This is a genomic window from Streptomyces sp. DT190, assembly GCF_049846985.1.
In the GTDB taxonomy this organism is placed as follows: domain Bacteria; phylum Actinomycetota; class Actinomycetes; order Streptomycetales; family Streptomycetaceae; genus Streptomyces.
Genome location: NZ_JBNCNM010000004.1, coordinates 146136 through 163977, shown reverse-complemented (window position 1 = coordinate 163977; position 17842 = coordinate 146136). Strand labels below are relative to the sequence as shown.

The 17842-nt window shown below is 72.0% G+C and carries 15 protein-coding genes, 1 tRNA gene and 1 pseudogene; 6 read left to right on the top strand and 11 right to left on the bottom strand.

Features of this window, described 5'->3' with window-relative positions:
- The first annotated feature begins 883 nt into the window (after positions 1-883).
- Positions 884-1753: a spermidine synthase gene (locus ACPXCS_RS10420; RefSeq protein WP_425947341.1), complete on the top strand. Its 870-nt coding sequence runs from the start codon at positions 884-886 to the stop codon at positions 1751-1753.
- A gap of 13 nt (positions 1754-1766) precedes the next feature.
- On the opposite strand, the gene ACPXCS_RS10415 is transcribed toward ACPXCS_RS10420, so the two are convergent.
- Positions 1767-2297 carry a hypothetical protein gene (locus tag ACPXCS_RS10415; RefSeq protein WP_425947340.1) on the bottom strand — a complete coding sequence of 177 codons (531 nt, stop codon included), beginning with the start codon at positions 2295-2297 and terminating at the stop codon, positions 1767-1769.
- A 133-nt stretch (positions 2298-2430) separates the two neighbouring features.
- On the opposite strand from ACPXCS_RS10415, the gene ACPXCS_RS10410 reads away from it, so the two are divergent.
- Together ACPXCS_RS10410 and ACPXCS_RS10405 are read left to right on the top strand one after the other, a co-directional pair.
- Complete coding sequence (locus ACPXCS_RS10410) at positions 2431-3135, top strand: response regulator transcription factor (RefSeq protein ID WP_425947338.1); 705 nt, start codon at positions 2431-2433, stop codon at positions 3133-3135.
- Positions 3132-4520, top strand: a complete 1389-nt coding sequence (locus ACPXCS_RS10405) for a sensor histidine kinase (RefSeq protein WP_425947336.1) — start codon at positions 3132-3134, stop codon at positions 4518-4520. The genes ACPXCS_RS10410 and ACPXCS_RS10405 overlap by 4 nt, the downstream gene beginning before the upstream one ends.
- A gap of 319 nt (positions 4521-4839) precedes the next feature.
- On the opposite strand, the gene ACPXCS_RS10400 is transcribed toward ACPXCS_RS10405, so the two are convergent.
- From ACPXCS_RS10400 to ACPXCS_RS10385, 4 genes are all read right to left on the bottom strand, one after another.
- Entirely contained in the window at positions 4840-6276 is a 1437-nt protein-coding gene (locus ACPXCS_RS10400; protein WP_425947334.1) for a GH1 family beta-glucosidase, read from the bottom strand.
- Positions 6277-6388: 112 nt separating this feature from the next.
- The gene (locus ACPXCS_RS10395) at positions 6389-7294 is read right to left on the bottom strand and encodes a carbohydrate ABC transporter permease (protein ID WP_351350647.1); all 906 of its coding nucleotides are present in this window, start codon (positions 7292-7294) and stop codon (positions 6389-6391) included.
- A 12-nt stretch (positions 7295-7306) separates the two neighbouring features.
- Positions 7307-8320 (bottom strand): carbohydrate ABC transporter permease, encoded by a 1014-nt coding sequence (locus ACPXCS_RS10390; protein ID WP_425947332.1) that lies wholly within the window; start codon positions 8318-8320, stop codon positions 7307-7309.
- Positions 8321-8325: 5 nt separating this feature from the next.
- Complete coding sequence (locus ACPXCS_RS10385) at positions 8326-9648, bottom strand: ABC transporter substrate-binding protein (RefSeq protein WP_425947330.1); 1323 nt, start codon at positions 9646-9648, stop codon at positions 8326-8328.
- Between the two features lie 411 nt (positions 9649-10059).
- Between ACPXCS_RS10385 and ACPXCS_RS10380 the strand changes: the two genes are divergently transcribed.
- A complete protein-coding gene (locus ACPXCS_RS10380) occupies positions 10060-11115 on the top strand; it encodes a LacI family DNA-binding transcriptional regulator (protein ID WP_425947328.1) in 1056 nt (351 codons plus the stop codon).
- Positions 11116-11230: 115 nt separating this feature from the next.
- Here the strand turns inward: ACPXCS_RS10380 and ACPXCS_RS10375 are convergent.
- The 4 genes from ACPXCS_RS10375 to ACPXCS_RS10360 form a co-directional block, all read right to left on the bottom strand.
- Positions 11231-11303: transfer RNA gene (locus ACPXCS_RS10375), tRNA-His, on the bottom strand.
- A 115-nt stretch (positions 11304-11418) separates the two neighbouring features.
- Complete coding sequence (orn, locus tag ACPXCS_RS10370; protein WP_425947326.1) at positions 11419-12021, bottom strand: oligoribonuclease; 603 nt, start codon at positions 12019-12021, stop codon at positions 11419-11421.
- 235 nt (positions 12022-12256) lie between these two features.
- Positions 12257-13492 (bottom strand): helix-turn-helix domain-containing protein, encoded by a 1236-nt coding sequence (locus ACPXCS_RS10365; protein ID WP_425947325.1) that lies wholly within the window; start codon positions 13490-13492, stop codon positions 12257-12259.
- Positions 13493-13869: 377 nt separating this feature from the next.
- On the bottom strand, positions 13870-14202 hold the full coding sequence (locus ACPXCS_RS10360) for a hypothetical protein (protein WP_425947323.1): 333 nt from the start codon (positions 14200-14202) through the stop codon (positions 13870-13872).
- A 306-nt stretch (positions 14203-14508) separates the two neighbouring features.
- Between ACPXCS_RS10360 and ACPXCS_RS10355 the strand changes: the two genes are divergently transcribed.
- Together ACPXCS_RS10355 and ACPXCS_RS10350 are read left to right on the top strand one after the other, a co-directional pair.
- Positions 14509-15036 (top strand): universal stress protein, encoded by a 528-nt coding sequence (locus tag ACPXCS_RS10355; RefSeq protein ID WP_425947321.1) that lies wholly within the window; start codon positions 14509-14511, stop codon positions 15034-15036.
- Positions 15037-15149: 113 nt separating this feature from the next.
- Positions 15150-15332: pseudogene (locus ACPXCS_RS10350) on the top strand (hypothetical protein); the annotation flags it as partial.
- 237 nt (positions 15333-15569) lie between these two features.
- Here the strand turns inward: ACPXCS_RS10350 and glmS are convergent.
- Both glmS and ACPXCS_RS10340 read right to left on the bottom strand, forming a co-directional pair.
- Positions 15570-17387, bottom strand: a complete 1818-nt coding sequence (glmS, locus tag ACPXCS_RS10345) for a glutamine--fructose-6-phosphate transaminase (isomerizing) (RefSeq protein ID WP_425947319.1) — start codon at positions 17385-17387, stop codon at positions 15570-15572.
- Between the two features lie 12 nt (positions 17388-17399).
- On the bottom strand, positions 17400-17657 hold the full coding sequence (locus ACPXCS_RS10340) for a hypothetical protein (protein ID WP_031130491.1): 258 nt from the start codon (positions 17655-17657) through the stop codon (positions 17400-17402).
- Between the last annotated feature and the right edge of the window lie 185 nt (positions 17658-17842).

The window sequence follows — 17842 nt, the reverse complement described above, 5'->3', positions numbered from 1 at the left end:
TGCCGCTCCCCGTGGGTGTGCCGGCACGCAACCGGGCTGCCGGCGCAGGTGCGGGCATCACGACGGTGGCCCGGCAGGCGGGCGGGGACACAGCTGCCGCCCGGCAGGCGTGCGCGGCCCGCTGCCGCTGCCGCTGCTGCGGCCGGGAACGCACCTGCGGCCGGGCTGGCGAGTGGGAGCACGGCTGCCGCCGCTCGGCACGCGGGCGCGGGAACCCAGCCGCCGCGCCACCGGTGTGCGCGGGACCGGAGCCGGGATCCGGCAGGCGTGCGCACGACCGGATCGGGACCCCGCAGGCGTGTGCGGGACCGCAGCCGGGACCCTGCGGGTGTGCGCGGGACCGGAGTCGGGGTCCGGCAGGCGTGTGCGCGACCGGAACCGGGATCCGGCCGGTGTGTGCGTGACTGCAGCCGGGACCCGGCCGGCGCGTGTGCGGGACCGCAGCTCGGACCCGGCCGGCGCGTGCGTGCGACCGCAACGGGACTCGGCACGCGTGCGCGACCGATCGGGACCCCGCAGGCGTGCGCGGGACCGGACCGGGATCCGGCAGGCGTGTGCGTGACCGCAGCCGGGACCCTGCGGGTGTGCGCGAGACCGGAGTCGGGATCCGGCAGGCGTGCGCATGATCGGACCGGGGCCCCGCAGGCGTGTGCGTGACCGCAGCCGGGATTCGGTCGGCGTGCGCGGGACCGCAACCGGGACCCCGCAGGCGTGCGCAGGACCGCAGCCGGGACCCGGCCGGCGCGTGCGCGGGACCGCAGCCCGGACCCGGCCGGCGCGTGCGTGCGACCGCAACGGGACTCGGCACGCGTGCGCGGTGCCGCAGTCGCTGTCCGGGCCGGAGGCGTACGTGGTGCTTGTCGGGACGCCCGATAATGGCCGCATGGGAAAGTCCAGGAGCGGTCGGCGGCGGCAGGCCGACGCGGAGCCCGTGGTCGAGCGGGTCGACGGCGGGCTCGCCGAGTTGATCCCCGACCGCGACCGGGCCCGCGCCTGGACCCTGGTGATCGACGGAGCCCCGCAGTCGCACGTCGACCTGGACGACCCGGCCTACCTGTCCTTCGAGTACCAGCGCCGTCTCGGGCACGTCATCGACCTCGTCGCCCCGCCGGGCCGGCCGGTGCACGCCGTGCACCTCGGAGGAGGCGCGCTCACCCTCGCCCGCTACGTCGCCGCCACCCGCCCCCGCTCCACCCAGCAGGTCGTCGAGCGTGACGCGGCCCTCGTCCAACTGGTCCGCCGCGAGCTCCCGCTGGACCCGAACGCGCGCATCCGGGTGCGCTCCACGGACGCCCGCGAGGGACTCGCCAAGGTGCCGGACGGCTGGGCCGACCTGGTCGTCACCGATGTGTTCAGCGGCGCCCGGACCCCGGCCCACCTGACGTCCACCGAGTTCCTCGACGACGTCCGCAGGGTCCTCAAGCCGGGCGGGGTGCACGCCGCCAACCTCGCCGACGGGCCGCCGCTGACCCACCTGCGCGGCCAGATCGCCACCACCGCCGCCCGGTTCGAGCAGCTCGCGCTGGTCGCGGACCCGACGGTGCTGCGCGGCAAACGCTTCGGGAACGCCGTCCTGGTCGCCTCCGACGCGCCGCTGCCGGTCGCGGAGCTGACCCGCCGCGCCGCCTCCGACCCGCACCCCGGCCGGGTCGAGCACGGCAGGACGCTCACCGACTTCACCGGCGGGGCCGTGCCCGTGACGGACCTCGCGGCGGTGGCGTCCCCGGCCCCGCCGGCCTCGGTGTTCCGGTGAACCCGGACGGCGCTCAGTAGGTCCCGATCTCCACACGCGGCGGGCCGTCGTGCCAGGTGCAGAAGACCGACACCCGGTCAGCGCCCCGGGAGAACTCCACGCGGATCCACGACTCCGTCTTCCACACCTGCATCGACCAGCCCGCGCCCGGAGTCGCCGAGACGAGGGAGGCGGAGGCCGTCCCGAGGTCGAACACCGCCCGGCCGCCGTCGGTGTCGTAGCTCTTGACCCGGCCGGTGGCGGTCGCGGTCGCGGTGGCGGTCGGCGAGGGGGAGGGGCTGGGGGCCCGGCTGGGGGAGGGGCTCGGCTTCGCCGTCGTGGGCGGTGCGCTGGAAGGCGTCCGCTTCGGCTGCGGTGTCCGTTCCCGCGGTGCGGCCGGCGGCTCCGGCTGCTGTGCCGTCGCCTCGACGGCCTTGATGGGCAGCGCGCGCGGCGGGTCGTAGGCCGTGCCCGCCATCACCGTGTGGACACCCCACCACGACAGCGTGACCGCCGCGCCCGTGGCGAGCAGCCAGGCCAGTACGTGAACGAGTCCTCTGCGCATCGCGGGCCATCCTGCCTCACGAGTCCCACGCGTTGTCCACAGGCCGGCCTGCACGGGTGGCTCCGCCGTCCCCGCATCGGGAGTTGTCCACAGGCCCGCACCCGGCTGATCGCGATGGCGTACGGTGCGGCGCATGGCAAGTGTGCTCGTGGTCGAGGACGACCCGTTCGTACGCTCGGCGCTCATCCGGCATCTGACCGACGCCTCGCACACCGTGCGCAGTGTCGGGACGGCGCTGGAAGCGCTGCGCGAGGTCGCCCATTTCCGCTTCGACGTGGTGATCCTGGATCTCGGACTGCCCGATCTGGACGGGTCCGAGGCCCTGAAGATGCTGCGCGGCATCACGGACGTACCGGTGATCATCGCCACCGCCCGGGACGACGAGGCGGAGATCGTCCGGCTGCTGAACGCGGGCGCGGACGACTACCTCACCAAGCCCTTCTCGGTCGAACACCTCTCGGCCCGCATGGCCGCCGTGCTGCGCCGCGCCCGCTCCGGCGCCGGAACCGCGCAGCCGTCCCCCGTCCTGCGGGTCGGCGGCCTGACCGTCGACCCGCTGCGCCGCCAGGCCGAGCTGGACGGCGCCCGTCTCGACCTCACCCGCCGCGAGTTCGACCTGCTCGCCTTCCTGGCCCGCCGCCCCGGGGTCGTCGTCCCGCGCAAGGAACTGCTCGCCGAGGTCTGGCAGCAGTCCTACGGCGACGACCAGACCATCGACGTCCATCTGTCCTGGCTCAGGCGGAAACTGGGCGAGACGGCCGCCAACCCCCGCTATCTGCACACCCTCCGGGGCGTCGGCGTGAAGCTCGAACCGCCGGGGGCGGAGGCGCCGCGATGAGGTGGGCCCTGGTCAAGGTGTCGCTGGCCGTGACGACGATGGTCGTGCTCGCGTTCGCGGTGCCGCTCGGGCTCGTCATCCGCGAGATGGCCCGGGACCGCGCCTTCTCCAACGCCGAGCGGGAGGCGGCGGCCGTGGCCCCCGCCCTGTCCATCACCACCGACCGCGACCAGCTGGAGCGGGTCGTCGCCTCGGCCGGCTCCGACGCGGGCATGGCCGTGCACATCCCCGCGGGCGACGGCCAGCGCGCCCTCGAACTCGGGCGGCAGCGCGCCGCCGACCGGGACATCGTGGCCGTGCGGAGACTGGGCCGCGCCTCCACCACCGGCGTCCCCGGCGGCTCCACGCTGCTCCAGCCGGTCGCGCTCAGCACCGGCGAGATCGCGGTGGTCGAGGTGTACGTGCCGGAGTCGGAGGTCACCAACGGCGTGGCCACGGCCTGGGCGGTGCTCGCCGCGGTCGGGGTCGCGCTGGTCCTCGGCTCCGTCGCCGTCGCCGACCGCCTCGGCGTGCGCATGGTCCTGCCCGCCCGGCGCCTGGTAGAGGGGGCACGGGAACTGGGCGAGGGCAAGCTCGGCGCCCGTGTCCCGGAGGAGGGCCCGAGCGAACTGCGGCTGGCGGCGGTCGCGTTCAACTCCATGGCCGACCAGGTCGTGCAACTCCTCGCCAACGAGCGGGAGCTGGCGGCCGACCTGTCCCACCGGCTGCGCACGCCCCTGACCGTGCTGCGGCTCAACACCGCCTCGCTCGGCGAGGGGCCGGCGGCGGAGCAGACCCGGACGGCGGTCGAGCAGCTGGAGCGCGAGGTGGACACCATCATCCGTACGGCCCGGGAGGCCAAGCCGCAGACGGCCGCGGCCGGGCCGGGCGCCGGGTGCGACGCGGCCGAGGTGGTGCGCGAGCGGATGGCGTTCTGGTCCGCGCTCGCCGAGGACGAGGGCCGCAAGTGGCGGGTGGCCGGGGCGGACCGGCCGGTGCGTATCCCCGTGGCCCGGGCCGACCTGGCCGCCGCGCTCGACGCGCTGCTCGGCAACGTCTTCCGGCACACCCCGGAGGGCACCGCCTTCGCGGTCGACGTGCACAACGCCGAGGACGCGGTGATCGTGCTCGTCTCGGACGCGGGACCCGGCATACCGGACCCCGAGACCGCCATGGCGCGCGGGCGCGGCTCCGGCAGCGACGGCTCGACCGGGCTCGGCCTGGACATCGTGCGCCGGCTCGCGGAGTCCACCGGCGGGGACGTGCGCATCGGCTCGTCGGTGCTCGGCGGGACCGAGGTGCGCATCTGGATCCAGCTGGACGGGCGGGCCCCGTCCGGCGGCGGGCACCGGCAGCTCCGGCGCCGGCGGCGCGGCAGGACGGCCGCCGCCTCCGGACCGACCTGAGGCTTCTGCCCCGGGCCGGCCTGAGGCGCGGCCCCGGGCTGACCCGAGGCACCGCTCCTGGCCGACCCGAGGCACTGGCCCCCGTCCGGCCTGGGGCACCGCCCCCGGGCCGGCTTGAGGCACCGCTCCAGGCCTACCCGAGGCACTGGCCCCGGGCCGGTCACGCTATGACACCGGCGCGCGGTGACACTCGGCGCAAGGAGCGGTGACGCGGCGCCGGTCGGGCGACGGCTCGTCCCTCCCGGCGCCGGCAAGGGCCGAGGCGTGACCGGGGCGCGGCACCACCCTGATCGTGCCGCGCCCCGCGCCCCGTCCCCGGTCAGACCGCGTCGACCGCCGGCAGCGTCCCCGTCCGCGCCGCCTGCGCGTACCAGAGGGCGCTGGTCTTCGGCGTGCGCTCCAGCGTCGCGTAGTCCACGTACACCGCGCCGAAGCGCTTGCCGTAGCCGTACGCCCACTCGAAGTTGTCCATCAGGGACCACAGGAAGTAGCCCCGGACGTCCGCGCCGTCGGAGATCGCGCGGCGGACCGCCGACAGGTGGCCGTGGAGGTAGGCGACCCGCTCCGGGTCGTGCACCCGGCCGTCGGAGTCGATCTTGTCGTCGTAGGCCGCGCCGTTCTCGGTGATGTACAGCGGCAGGCCCGGCGCCTCCCGGGTGTAGCGCATGATCAGCTCGTGCAGGCCGGTCGGGTCGATCGTCCAGCCCATCTCGGTCCGGTCGCCGGGCGTCTGGTGGAAGGCGACGTCGTCCGCGGCCGGCCACGGCGAGTGCTCGCTCGACCCGTGCCCGTCGGCCCGCGGTGCCTTCGCCGACGCGTCCGCCGCCGACACCAGGGCGGGCGTGTAGTAGTTGAGGCCCAGCGCGTCCAGCGGCTGGTGGATCAGCGTCAGGTCGCCGTCCAGGACGTAGTCCCAGTCGGTGAGGCCGGCCGTCGCCACGTACAGCGACTCCGGGTAGGCGCCGTGCAGGATCGGCCCGTGGAAGACGCCGTTGGCCAGGTCGTCGATGCGGCGGGCCGCGGCCAGGTCCGCCGGGTCCTGCGAGAGCGGGCGCACCACCGAGGAGTTGAGGCTGATGGCCACCGAGTTGCGGGCCGGCATCGCCGACCGCAGCGCGGAGGCGCCCAGCCCGTGCGCCAGGTTCAGGTGGTGCGCGGCACGCAGCGACGCCGCCGGATCCGTACGGCCCGGCGCGTGGACGCCGGAGGCGTAGCCCAGGAACGCGCTGCACCACGGCTCGTTGAGCGTGATCCACTGCTCCACCCGGTCGCCCAGCGCCTCGCCGACGATCTGCGCGTACTCCGCGAACCGGTACGCCGTGTCGCGCTCCGGCCAGCCGCCCGCGTCCTCCAGCTCCTGCGGCAGGTCCCAGTGGTAGAGGGTGACGGCCGGCTTGATGCCCTTGGACAGCAGCTCGTCCACCAGGCGGCGGTAGAAGTCCAGGCCCTTCTGCACGGCCGGGCCCCGCCCGGTCGGCTGCACCCGCGACCACGAGACGGAGAAGCGGTAGGCGCCCAGGCCCAGCTCCGCCATCAGCGCCACGTCCTCGCGGTAGCGGTGGTAGTGGTCGACAGCGATGTCACCGTGGTCGCCGCCGGCCGTCTTGCCCGGCGTATGGCTGAAGGTGTCCCAGATCGACGGCGTACGGCCGTCCTCCCGCACCGCGCCCTCGATCTGGTACGCGGAGGTGGCCGCGCCCCAGAGGAAGGCGGGAGGGAAGGTCACCGGGGTGGCCGGGTTCTCGGAGTCAGGCATGGAAGCGCTCCCAATGAGGTCGTGGAGACCGTTGGTGGAGGGGGAGGGAAGAGGAGGGGAAGAGGAGAGGAGGGGCCGGAGCGGCGTCGGCCCGGCCCCTGCAGAACGGGCGTCAGCCCTTGACGGCGCCCTGCATGATGCCGCCCACGATCTGCTTGCCGAAGATCGCGAAGACCAGCAGCAGCGGCAGCGTGCCCAGCAGCGCGCCCGCCATGATCAGGGACTGGTCGGGCGTGTACCCGCGGCCGAGTCCGGCCACGGCGACCTGCACGGTCGGGTTGCCGGTCTGGGTGAGCACCAGGAACGGCCACAGGAAGTCGTTCCAGGTCTGCACGAACATCAGCATGCCGAGCACGGCCATCGCGGGCCGGGCGGCGGGGAACACCACGTGCCACACCACCCGCCAGCTGCTCGCGCCGTCCACCCGGGCGGCCTCGATGATCTCGTCCGGCAGCGCCTGGAGCAGGTACTGCCGCATGAAGAACACGCCGAACGCGCTCACCAGCGACGGGAAGATCACCGCCTGGAGCTGGTCGGTCCAGTCCAGCTTGGCGACCATCATGTACAGCGGGATCACACTCAGCTGCGGCGGCACCATCATCGTGCCGATGACGATCAGCATCAGCGCGTTGCGGCCCTTGAAGCGCAGCTTGGCGAAGGCGAATCCGGCGATCGTCGACAGCACGACGATGGTGAGCGCCGAGATTCCGGCCACGATCGTGGTGTTGAGGAACGCCTCGCCCAGGTTGGCGTCCGTCCAGGCGATCTCCAGATTCTTGAACAGGTTGGAGCCGAACCAGAACGGCGGCGGGGTCTGCGCCAGGCGCTGGTTGTCACGGGAGGCGGCGATCGCGGTCCACACCAGCGGGAACAGCGACACGATCGTGAACAGGATCAGGATCGCGTACGCGATCGGACCGCCGTGCAGGGTCCCGCCGGCCCGCGCCGACTTCGGCAGGCGCGAACGCCTGGTCTGCCGGGCGGGTGTGGTCTCGGGGGGCGTCACAGTCGTCGTCACGGCCACTACTCCTTAACTACTGGCGCGCAGCCGGCGCGAGATGACGTAGTTGACGATGCCGATGACGATCAGGATCAGGAACATCGTCCAGGCGATCGCCGAGGCACGGCCCAGGTGCTGGTTCACCCAGCCCTGCTCGTACAGGTACAGGCCGAGCGTCTGGAACTGGTGCTCCGCGCCGCCGGAGGCGCCCTTGTTGGCGTCGAACAGCAGCGGCTCGCCGAAGACCTGGCTCGCGCCGATCGTCGACACCACGGCCGTGAACAGGATCGTCGGACGCAGCGACGGCAGCGTCACGTGCAGGAACTGCTGCCAGCGGCTCGCCCCGTCCAGCGCGGCCGACTCGTACAGGTCCTGCGGGATCGCCTGCATCGCGGCCAGGTAGATCAGCGCGTTGTAGCCGGTCCACCGCCAGATGATGATCGTCGAGACGGCGATCTGCGAGGGCCACTTGTCGCCCTGCCAGTCGACCGGGTCGATCCCGACGAAGTCCAGCGCCCAGTTGATCATCCCGTAGTCACGCCCGAAGAGCAGCACGAACACCAGGGAGGCGGCGGCGATCGAGGTGGCGTACGGGGCGAGCATCGCGACCCGGTAGAAGGTCGAGGCGCGCAGCTTGTAGTTGAGGATGTGGGCGATGCCCATCGCCATCAGCAACTGCGGGACCGTGGAGATGATGCCGATGGTCAGGGTGTTCTTCGCCGCGTTCCAGAAGAACTCGTCGTCGAAGATGCGGGTGTAGTTGCGCAGCCCCACCCAGTTCATGTCGGTGGGCGCGGTCAGCTCCACCTGGTGCAGCGAGGCCCATCCCGTGTAGATCAGCGGGAACAGGCCGAAGGCCACGAACAGCAGGAAGAACGGCGAGACGAAGGCGTACGGGCTCCAGCGCACGTCCCGCTGCCAGCGGCGGGAGAGCTTGGCCCGGTGACGCCGCTCCTGCTCGGAGACGGGGGCGGCCGGCGGGCGGCCCGGGGCCGCGCCCCCCTCCTTGGCGGGGGGCGCGGCGGTGTCGTGACGGGTGGCCATGCGGGTCACTGGTCCAGGTTGTTGTCGATGGTCTTCGTCGCCGTCTCCCAGGCCTCCTTCGCGGACTTGCCCTTCGTGACGAGGATGACGCCGTTGTCCGTCAGACCCTGCTGGATGATCTGGTCCTTCGGGCCGATCACCTGGACCGGGATCTGCTTCGCGGCCTCGGCGAAGATCTCACCGATGGGGGCGTCGCCGGTCATGTCGTTCTTGGCGCCCGTGACCTCGGGGCTGTCGAAGGCGGCCTGCGCGCTCGGGAAGCTGCCCTGCACCTTGAACAGCTTCGCCTGCTGCTCGGGCGCGGTCAGCCAGGCGACCAGCTTCTTGGCCTCTTCGACGTTCTTGCCGTTCTTGGGCACGGAGAGGAAGGAGCCGCCCCAGTTGCCGGACTTGGGCGCCACGGCCACGTCCCACTTGCCCTTGGCGTCGGGCTGCGACTTGCCCTTGATGTAGCCGAGCATCCACGGCGGGCACGCCATCGCGGCGAACTTGTTGTTCGCGATCGTCTGGTCCCAGGCGGGCTGGAACTGCGTCTGCGCGCCGACCAGGCCCTTCTCGGCGGCCTCGGCGGTCAGGTCGAAGGCGTCCTTGACGGCCGGGTTGGTCTTGTAGACGACCTTGCCGGAGGCGTCGTAGAACTTCTCCTTCTCACTGCTGAGGATCGCGTTGATCAGGCCGCCGGGGGAGTCCATGAAGGTGGTGCCCTCGGGACCGTTCTTCTTGTACCGCTCGCCGACGTCGACGAACTTGTTCCAGTCGCCCGCCCACAGCTTGCCGACCTCGGCACGCTCGCTGGGCAGACCGGCCTTCTCGAAGAGGTCCTTGCGGTAGCAGATCGCCATCGGGCCGATGTCGGTGCCGAGGCCGATCGTCTGGCCGTCCTTGGTGGTGGCCTGCTGCCACTTCCAGTCCAGCCAGTCGGCCTTGTTCACGCCCGAGACCTTGGACAGGTCCTCCAGCTTGGCGGCCTGGGTGTTGACGATCTCGGCGATGTTGCCGACCTCGACGGCCTGGACGTCCTGCAGGCCGCTGTTGGTGGTCAGGTGGTTCAGCAGCGCCGGGTAGTAGTTCTCGTTGCGCTCGACGACGTTCTCGGCGATCTTGATCTTCGGGTTGAGCTTCTCGTACTCGGCGTAGAGGCCGGCTTCCTTGAAGCCCATGGTGCCGAAGAGCCCGAGGGTGATCGTGGTCTTGCCCTTGCCGCCGGACGACGAGCCGGAGCTGTCGTCTCCACCGTCGTCGGCACAGCCGGCCAGCAGCCCGGCGCCCAGCGACGCGACGGCCGCGACGGCCATCGCCTTGCGGGCGGTTCGGATGCGTGCTCGCATGTCGTCCTCCTGTTGCCCTGACGTGCCGACCCCCCGGCCAACTGCATTGTTGGACCCGTTTTTACTCGCTGCGGCTCGGGCGGGGAACGTGCGGGTTGTGTATGTGTCAGGTACTGTGGGAGCGCTCCCACCAGTGATGTGTTGAAGGTTCGCGGGTCGGAGCGGGGGTGTCAAGGGACCGGACAGGGAGAGATGCGTTCAGTTATCGGGACGTTAACTGGACCGGGTCGGGGGCCGTTTGGATGCCCGGTCGGCAGTATCCAGCCAGTCGGGGTGTCGGCGGCACCGGTGTGCGGGCCGGAAGCGGAAGGCCCGGGGCGGCAAGCCGCCGGTACGGGTCACCGGAGCTGACGAGCCTGTTAAATTCCAGGCCAGCCGCAGAGTGCGGGTCTGTACGGGAAGGCGGAGCCCATGGCAAGCCACGGAGCGCGGGGCCGAAGCGGTGGCCGGCCCACCCTCGAAGAGGTGGCGGCGCGCGCCGGTGTCGGCCGCGGCACGGTCTCCCGGGTGATCAACGGCTCGCCCCGGGTCAGCGACGCCACGCGCGCGGCCGTCGAGGCGGCGGTGGCGGAGCTCGGCTACGTGCCCAACACCGCGGCGCGCGCCCTGGCCGCCAACCGCACGGACGCGATCGCGCTGGTCGTGCCCGAGCCGGAGACCCGGTTCTTCGCCGAGCCGTACTTCTCCGACATGCTCAAGGGCGTCGGAGCGGAGCTGTCCGAGACGGAGATGCAGCTGCTGCTGATCTTCGCGGGCAGCGACCGGGAGCGGCAGCGGCTCGCGCAGTACCTGGCGGCCCACCGGGTGGACGGCGTCCTGCTGGTCTCGGTGCACGCGGACGATCCGCTGCCCGACCTGCTGGCGCAGCTGGAGATCCCCGCGGTCATCAGCGGCCCGCGCTCGGCGGCGGAGAGCCTGCCGTCGGTCGACTCGGACAACTACGGGGGCGCCCGCCAGGCCGTCGAGCACCTGCTGTCCCGCGGCCGGAGCCGGATAGCCCACATCACCGGCCGCCGGGACGTCTACGGTGCCCAGCGCCGTGTCGACGGCTACCGCGCGGCGCTCAGCGACGCGGGGCACCCGGTGGACGAGACGCTGATCGAGGGGGGCGACTTCACGGAGGAGGGCGGCCGCCGCGCGATGGCGGCGCTGCTGGAGCGCCGGCCGGACGTGGACGCGGTGTTCGCGGCCTCGGACGTCACCGCGGCCGGAGCGCGCCAGGCGCTGCGCGAGGCGGGGCGCCGCATCCCCGACGACGTGGCGCTGGTCGGCTACGACGACTCGGCCATAGCGCGTCACCTGGACCCGCCGCTGACGAGCGTGCGCCAGCCCATCGAGGAGATGGGCCGCCGGATGATCGACCTGCTGCTCACGGAGATCGCCGACCGCCGCCCGCTCGCGTCCCGGGGGCTGGAGCGCCGGCAGCTGGTCCTGGCCACGGAGCTGGTGCCGCGCGCGTCGTCGTGACGCCGGCCCGTCGCCGGTGGGCTCGCCAACGGCGCCCCCGCCCGGGGGAGTCGACGCCGTGCGCACACGCCGAAGGGGCTGACCCGGTTTCCCGGGTCAGCCCCTTCGGCATCAGGGTGAGTGACGGGACTCGAACCCGCGGCATCCTGGACCACAACCAGGTGCTCTACCAGCTGAGCTACACCCACCATGACCGGCGTGGGGATCAGTGTGTTCCCCGACCGGCCGAGAAAAAGTGTACAGGGTCCGAAGGGGTGCTCGCGCCCGGCTTTCCGGGCGGCCCCCGACGGGCCCCGTTCGTACCTACTGAGCAGGCAGGACGTGCTTCGCCGCGATCGTCTTCGCGGTGTCGGAGTCGGGGCCGGGCTGCGGGACGAAGACGGCCTCGCGGTAGTAGCGCAGCTCGGCGATGGACTCGCGGATGTCGGCGAGCGCGCGGTGGTTGCCGTTCTTCTGCGGACTGTTGAAGTACGCCCGCGGGTACCAGCGGCGGGCCAGCTCCTTGATCGACGACACGTCGACGATCCGGTAGTGGAGGTAGTCCTCCAGCGTCGGCATGTCGCGCAGCAGGAAGCCGCGGTCGGTGCCGACGGAGTTGCCGCACAGCGGGGCCTTGCCCGGCTCCTTGACGAACTCCCTCACGTACGCCAGGACCTGCTCCTCGGCGTCCTTCAGCGTCGTGCCGTTCGGCAGCTCGTCGAGCAGTCCGGACGCGGTGTGCATCTGACGCACCACCTCCGGCATCGTCTCCAGCGCCCGCTCCGGCGGCCGGATGACGATGTCCACACCGTCGCCGAGCACGTTCAGCTCGGAGTCGGTGACGAGGGCGGCCACCTCGATGAGCGCGTCGTCCGACAGCGAGAGGCCGGTCATCTCGCAGTCGATCCACACCATGCGATCGTTCATGTCCCTCACCTTACGGCGCCCCGGCCCGGGCTGAGCCGGCCGTGCGGGGAATGACGGGCGGGGGCTGTGGGGACCGTGGGGACGCTGTGGCGGGGCCGGCCTCTCCCGGCCCGGCGGGTGTGCGGCGGCAGAGGTGCGCCGCCGTCGTCGGATCCGCCCGCGACGGCGCGGAGCTCGCGCGGGAACGGCGCGGGGCCCGCGAGGAGGTGTGCTCCTCGCGGGCCCCGTCACGCGTTCACGTCGCGCTGCGCTGGCCCGGCAGGCTGGCCGACAGGGCCGGGGACGCGCCGACCGCGCTCGCGGCCGCCGTGCGGCGGGACTGGAGCGGGACCGCGTGCTCCGGGTGCAGCGTGGCCGGCGGCTGGCCGCCGTGCCCGCCGTGCCCCGGGTGGCCCTGCATGCCGGATCCGGAGCCGCCGGGGGCGGCCTCGGTGTCCTGGGGCCGCTCGCCCTGCGGGCGCCGGGCGCGGTACGCCGCCCGGTACGCCGCCGGGGACGAGCCCAGCTGGCGGCGGAAGTGGCCGCGCAGGGCCACCGGGGAGCGGAAGCCGCAGCGGCCCGCCACCTCGTCCACCGAGTAGTCCGACGTCTCCAGCAGGCGCTGCGCCTGGAGCACGCGCTGCGTGATCAGCCACTGCAGCGGCGCGCTCCCGGTCAGCGAGCGGAAGCGGCGGTCGAACGTACGCCTGCTCATGTACGCGCGTGCCGCCAGCGTCTCCACGTCGAACTGTTCGTGGAGGTGCTCCAGCGCCCAGGCGACGACCTCGGCGAGCGGGTCGGCGCCGATCTCCTCGGGTAAAGACCTGTCGAGGTAGCGCTCCTGCCCGCCGGACCGGCGCGGCGGGACCACCAGACGGCGGGCCAGGGCCCCTGCCGCCTCGTTGCCGTGGTCCGTCCGCACGATGTGGAGACAGAGATCGATTCCGGCCGCCGTGCCCGCCGACGTGAGCACGTCGCCGTCGTCCACGAAGAGTTCCCGTGGATCGACGTGCACCGACGGATAGCGCTTGGCCAGCGTCGGCGCGTACATCCAGTGGGTCGTCGCGGGACGGCCGTCCAGCAGGCCCGCCGCCGCGAGGACGAAGGCGCCGGTGCACAGCCCGACGATGCGGGCGCCCTCCTCGTGGGCGCGGCGCAGCGCGTCGAGCGCCTCGTCCGGTGGCGGTGAAGTGATCGAGCGCCAGGCCGGCACGACGACCGTGCCCGCGCGCGAGATCGCTTCCAGGCCATGCGGTGCGGTGAGTTCCAGGCCCCCTGTGGTCCGCAGCGGGCCGTCCTCACCGCCGCACACCAGCAGTCGGTAGCGTGGCACGCCGGCGTCCTGGCGGTCGATCCCGAACACCGACAACGGTATGGAACTCTCGAAGATGGGGCCGCCGCTGAACAGCAGCACCGCGACGATCTCCTTGCGGCGTCGCCCGGAGAGTTTCCGGGCCGCGGCTTCCGGCGCGGCAGTGGAGTCGTGGCTCATACTGCTAAGCCCCCCTCGGTGGTCGCGGCTCCTCGGTTGTGTCGCTCCTGCACGTTTCCCCTCGGTCCTGCACGAGTCCCCCGCCGTAGACAGTCAAGATCGAATCTACTGTGTCCCGTCGTGCCGAAGTGGCCGGTTCGGCACTCGGCACATTGTCGACTTGGCAACTTGGCGTGAAGCATTCGATCACGAAGCGTTGCACTCGTGGGGCGTGCAGGGAAGTGCGCCTTGTGGCGGTGGCCAATCCACGTAGGGTGCGCAGGGCCCCTGAGGCCCTTTCCGTGCAGGTCGAACGAGGGTCGGGGGGTGTTTCGGCAGGGGGATGCCCGGGTGCCGGAAGTTGGCTGAAAACCAACGTGCGCGTGCGCGGAAACCGGTCAACCGACCGGTGTATCTCCTCCAGTGTGCCGTCCACCCCGGTGCGACCCCGTCCCGGTGCGGTGGCGCCGGCCCCGGTGGGGCGCCCGGTCCTCGGCGGCCAGCCGGGCCGCGCCGCGCTCGGACTGACGCAGCAGGACCCGGCAGGCGCCCGTGACGGCGGCGAGTCCGAGGGCCGTGCCGGCGGCGCCGGCGAGCGAGGTGCCGTAGGCGAGGAGTACGACCGGGACGAGCAGGCAGCTGAAGACCGCCCAGCGGACCACCTCCGTCGCGGTGTCCCGCGGGGGCGGGGTCGCGCGGCCCGCCTCGGAGGCGGGTCGGGGTCCGGACATGGCGTGCTCCCTGTGGTGTGGCTCACGGGGTTCAACGCGCGGCCGGGGTGTCGGTCACTGTGCGGCCCGATCACCCCACGGGTAAGTGAATCCTGTGCAAACCGCCTGTACAGCGCAGCAACCATTGCGTTACGGGCGTCGCCTCGTGCATGCTCCCTGGAACCCGCACGCACGGCGGGCGGGATCTGGGCTAAGGAGGCGTGCCGCCGTACCCTGGGGGGTATGGGGTTGGGAAGACCATTCCCGGACACAGCTCCGCCGCACACGTTGTCCCACCCATTAAAGGATCACAACGCCGAGACAGCCATGGCCGGTCACGAATTCTTCGAACACGCGGACCGCAAGCGGCCCGTCGCCGATCCCACGGCGGCCGAGCCCCTGGCGGCGGAAGAGCCACGCCATTCCTGCGATCCCGCCTTCAAGCACGGGGTCGTCGTCGGCTTCGACGGCTCCACCTCCAGTGAGCGCGCCCTGGCGTACGCGATCGGCATGGCCCATCGCTCCGGGTCGGGCCTGATCATCGTCCACGTCGCCAACCGGCTGCCGACCACGGTGTGGGCCGGCTGCGAGCCGCCCGTCTTCGTGGACGTGCCGGACCACCGCACCGAGGTGCTCGGTCTGGAACTGGCCTGTGCGGACTACCTCGCCGAGGTGCCCTGGATCCTGGTCGAGCGCGGCGGCGACATCTGCCACGAACTCGAAGAGGTCGGGCGGGAGTACGAGGCCGACGCGATCGTCGTCGGCTCGACCCACGGCATCGTCGGGCGGATCTTCGGCTCCGTCGCCGGCCGTCTCGCCAAGCGGGCGCAGCGGCCCGTCATCGTCATCCCCTGAGCTCCAACTCCCTTGGTGCCGCGTGAATCTACTCGCGCGTAGAGGTGTTCGTGCCCTTGTGAAGGGCATATACGGGACACCGCACCACTGCACCTGCACGAAGGGAGCCCGCCGTGGACGAAGACGTCTCCGGGGGAAGCGGAATCACGACCGTGGCCGGTCGACTCGCCCTGGGCATCACCCTGTTGGCCTTCGGGCTGGGCAACACCGCCGTGGTCGACGGCGTGTCCGCCGCTGACGCCACGTCAATCGCCCAGTACGTGGGCGGAGTCGCCCTCTTCGTCGCCCTGGTGCTCATGGCGATCGCGAGTTTCGCCGGCAACGACGGGCTCGTGAGTCCGCGACGCGCTGCGGGCCGGGGTGTGACGGCCATCGGTCAGCCGCGCCGGCCGGGAAGTTGGGCGGCTTCCCGGCGATGAAACGGACCCCCCGTGCGTGGTGGCAGCACGTGGGGGTCCGTTTTCGTTTGTCGGCCTGTGCGGGTGCGTTGTGGTTGCCCGCGCAGTTCCCCGCGCCCCTGAAAGCGGGGTCACTTACTCCACCGTCACCGACTTGGCCAGGTTCCTCGGCTTGTCGATGTCCCTGCCCAGGGCGAGGGCCGTGTGGTACGCGAGGAGCTGGAGCGGGATGCCCATCAGGATCGGGTCCAGCTCGTCCTCGTTCTTCGGGACGACGATCGTCTCGTCGGCCTTCTCCTGGTGCTGGTGGGCGACCGCGAGGATCTTGCCGCTGCGGGCCTTGATCTCCTCCATGGCGGCGCGGTTCTTCTCCAGCAGGTCGTCGTCGGGGACGATCGCGACCGTGGGCAGGGCCGGCTCGATCAGGGCGAGCGGGCCGTGCTTGAGCTCGGAGGCGGGGTAGGCCTCGGCGTGGATGTAGGAGACCTCCTTGAGCTTCAGGGAGGCCTCGCGGGCCACCGGGTAACCCCGGACACGGCCGATGAAGAGCATCGAGCGGGCCTCGGCGAACTGCTGGGCCAGCTTCTTGACGTCCTCCTCCTGCTCCATGATCTCGGCGATCTGCGCGGGCAGCTTGCGCAGGCCCTCGATGATGCGCTTGCCGTCACGGACCGACAGGTCGCGGGTGCGGCCCAGGTGCAGGGCGAGCAGGGCGAAGGCGACCGTGGTGTTGGTGAAGCACTTGGTGGAGACGACGCAGACCTCGGGCCCGGCGTGCACGTAGATGCCGCCGTCCGCCTCACGGGCGATCGCCGAGCCGACCACGTTCACCACGCCCAGGACGCGGGCGCCCTTGCGCTTCAGCTCCTGCACGGCGGCCAGCACGTCGTAGGTCTCGCCGGACTGGGAGACCGCGACGTAGAGGGTGTCGGGGTCGACGACCGCGTTGCGGTAGCGGAACTCCGAGGCGGGCTCGGCGTCGGCGGGGATGCGGGCCAGCTCCTCGATCATCTGGGCGCCGATCATGCCCGCGTGGTACGAGGTGCCGCAGCCGAGGATCTTCACGCGGCGGATCCGCCGGGCTTCGCGGGCGTCCAGGTTGAGGCCGCCCAGGTGCACGGTGGAGAAGCGGTCGTCGATGCGGCCGCGCAGCACGCGGTCCACGGCGTCGGCCTGCTCGTGGATCTCCTTGTGCATGTAGGTGTCGTGGCCGCCCATGTCGTAGGAGGCGGCCTCCCACTCGACGGTGGTGGGCTCGGCGGTGGTGCGGGTGCCCTCAGTGGTGTACGTGCGGAAGTCGTCGGCCTTGAGGGTGGCCATCTCGCCGTCGTCGAGGGTGACGATCTGCCGCGTGTGGGCGACCAGCGCGGCGATGTCGGAGGCGACGAACATCTCCTTCTCGCCGATGCCGAGGACGACCGGGGAGCCGTTGCGGGCGACGACGATGCGGTCGGGGAAGTCGGCGTGCATGACGGCGATGCCGTACGTGCCCTCGATGAGCCGGAGGGTCTCGCGGACCCTGTCCTCCAGCTTCGTCGCCTGCGAGCGGGCGATGAGGTGGACCAGGACCTCGGTGTCGGTCTCCGAGAGGAACTCGACGCCGTCCGCCTCCAGCTTGCGGCGCAGGTCGGAGGCGTTGTCGATGATGCCGTTGTGGACGACGGCGACCTTGCCCTCGGCGTCCAGATGCGGGTGGGCGTTCACGTCGGAGGGGGCGCCGTGGGTGGCCCAGCGGGTGTGGGCGATGCCGGTCGTGCCCTTGAAGCGCGCCGGGACCTTGGCCTCCAGGTCGCGCACCCGGCCCTTGGCCTTGACCATCTTCAGGCCGGAGGCCTTCGGGGACGTGACGACGATGCCCGCGGAGTCGTAGCCGCGGTACTCCAGGCGCTGCAGGCCCTCCAGGAGCAGGGGCGCGACGTCACGCTTCCCGATGTAACCGACGATTCCGCACATGAATACGTATTCCTAGCCGTAGACGATGCGCCGCAGCTGCCGGAGCGAGAGCTCCGGCGGGGCCACCGCGCGGTATTTGAGGTCCGCCTCGATCCGTTCGAAGATCGCCGCGTTGACCAGGCCCTGGGCCTGGAGCTCGCGGTGGCGGCGACGGACGTACTCCTCGGTCGTCTCGTCGAAGTAGGCGAGCACGTCCTGGATCACGCGCAGCGCCTCGCCCCGGCTGAGGGCGGTGGACCGCGTCAGATGATCTACGAGTTCGTCGTGCACTCGCTAGATCCTGGAGTACCGGCGGCCCTTTCGCAAGAATTCTGCCCGGATTCGGGCAAGCGCCACACTACTCCTTCCTGCGTGTGGACGTCGCCCCCGCGCCGAAGGGGCGCCTGGCCACGCTGACGGTGCGCGGCATCGCCGAGACCGGTGACCGCATCGACCACTTCACGGTGGCCCGCCGG

What these genes read in the sequence shown, in the direction of transcription:
- ACPXCS_RS10400 (WP_425947334.1), bottom strand. Translation starts at nt 6,276, where the DNA reads ATGCCTGACTCCGAGAACCCGGCCACCCCGGTGACCTTCCCTCCCGCC.
- ACPXCS_RS10415 (WP_425947340.1), bottom strand. Translation starts at nt 2,297, where the DNA reads ATGCGCAGAGGACTCGTTCACGTACTGGCCTGGCTGCTCGCCACGGGC.
- ACPXCS_RS10365 (WP_425947325.1), bottom strand. Translation starts at nt 13,492, where the DNA reads ATGAGCCACGACTCCACTGCCGCGCCGGAAGCCGCGGCCCGGAAACTC.
- ACPXCS_RS10355 (WP_425947321.1), top strand. Translation starts at nt 14,509, where the DNA reads ATGGCCGGTCACGAATTCTTCGAACACGCGGACCGCAAGCGGCCCGTC.
- ACPXCS_RS10405 (WP_425947336.1), top strand. Translation starts at nt 3,132, where the DNA reads ATGAGGTGGGCCCTGGTCAAGGTGTCGCTGGCCGTGACGACGATGGTC.
- glmS (WP_425947319.1), bottom strand. Translation starts at nt 17,387, where the DNA reads ATGTGCGGAATCGTCGGTTACATCGGGAAGCGTGACGTCGCGCCCCTG.
- ACPXCS_RS10410 (WP_425947338.1), top strand. Translation starts at nt 2,431, where the DNA reads ATGGCAAGTGTGCTCGTGGTCGAGGACGACCCGTTCGTACGCTCGGCG.
- ACPXCS_RS10385 (WP_425947330.1), bottom strand. Translation starts at nt 9,648, where the DNA reads ATGCGAGCACGCATCCGAACCGCCCGCAAGGCGATGGCCGTCGCGGCC.
- ACPXCS_RS10380 (WP_425947328.1), top strand. Translation starts at nt 10,060, where the DNA reads ATGGCAAGCCACGGAGCGCGGGGCCGAAGCGGTGGCCGGCCCACCCTC.
- ACPXCS_RS10420 (WP_425947341.1), top strand. Translation starts at nt 884, where the DNA reads ATGGGAAAGTCCAGGAGCGGTCGGCGGCGGCAGGCCGACGCGGAGCCC.
- ACPXCS_RS10360 (WP_425947323.1), bottom strand. Translation starts at nt 14,202, where the DNA reads ATGTCCGGACCCCGACCCGCCTCCGAGGCGGGCCGCGCGACCCCGCCC.
- orn (WP_425947326.1), bottom strand. Translation starts at nt 12,021, where the DNA reads ATGAACGATCGCATGGTGTGGATCGACTGCGAGATGACCGGCCTCTCG.
- ACPXCS_RS10390 (WP_425947332.1), bottom strand. Translation starts at nt 8,320, where the DNA reads ATGGCCACCCGTCACGACACCGCCGCGCCCCCCGCCAAGGAGGGGGGC.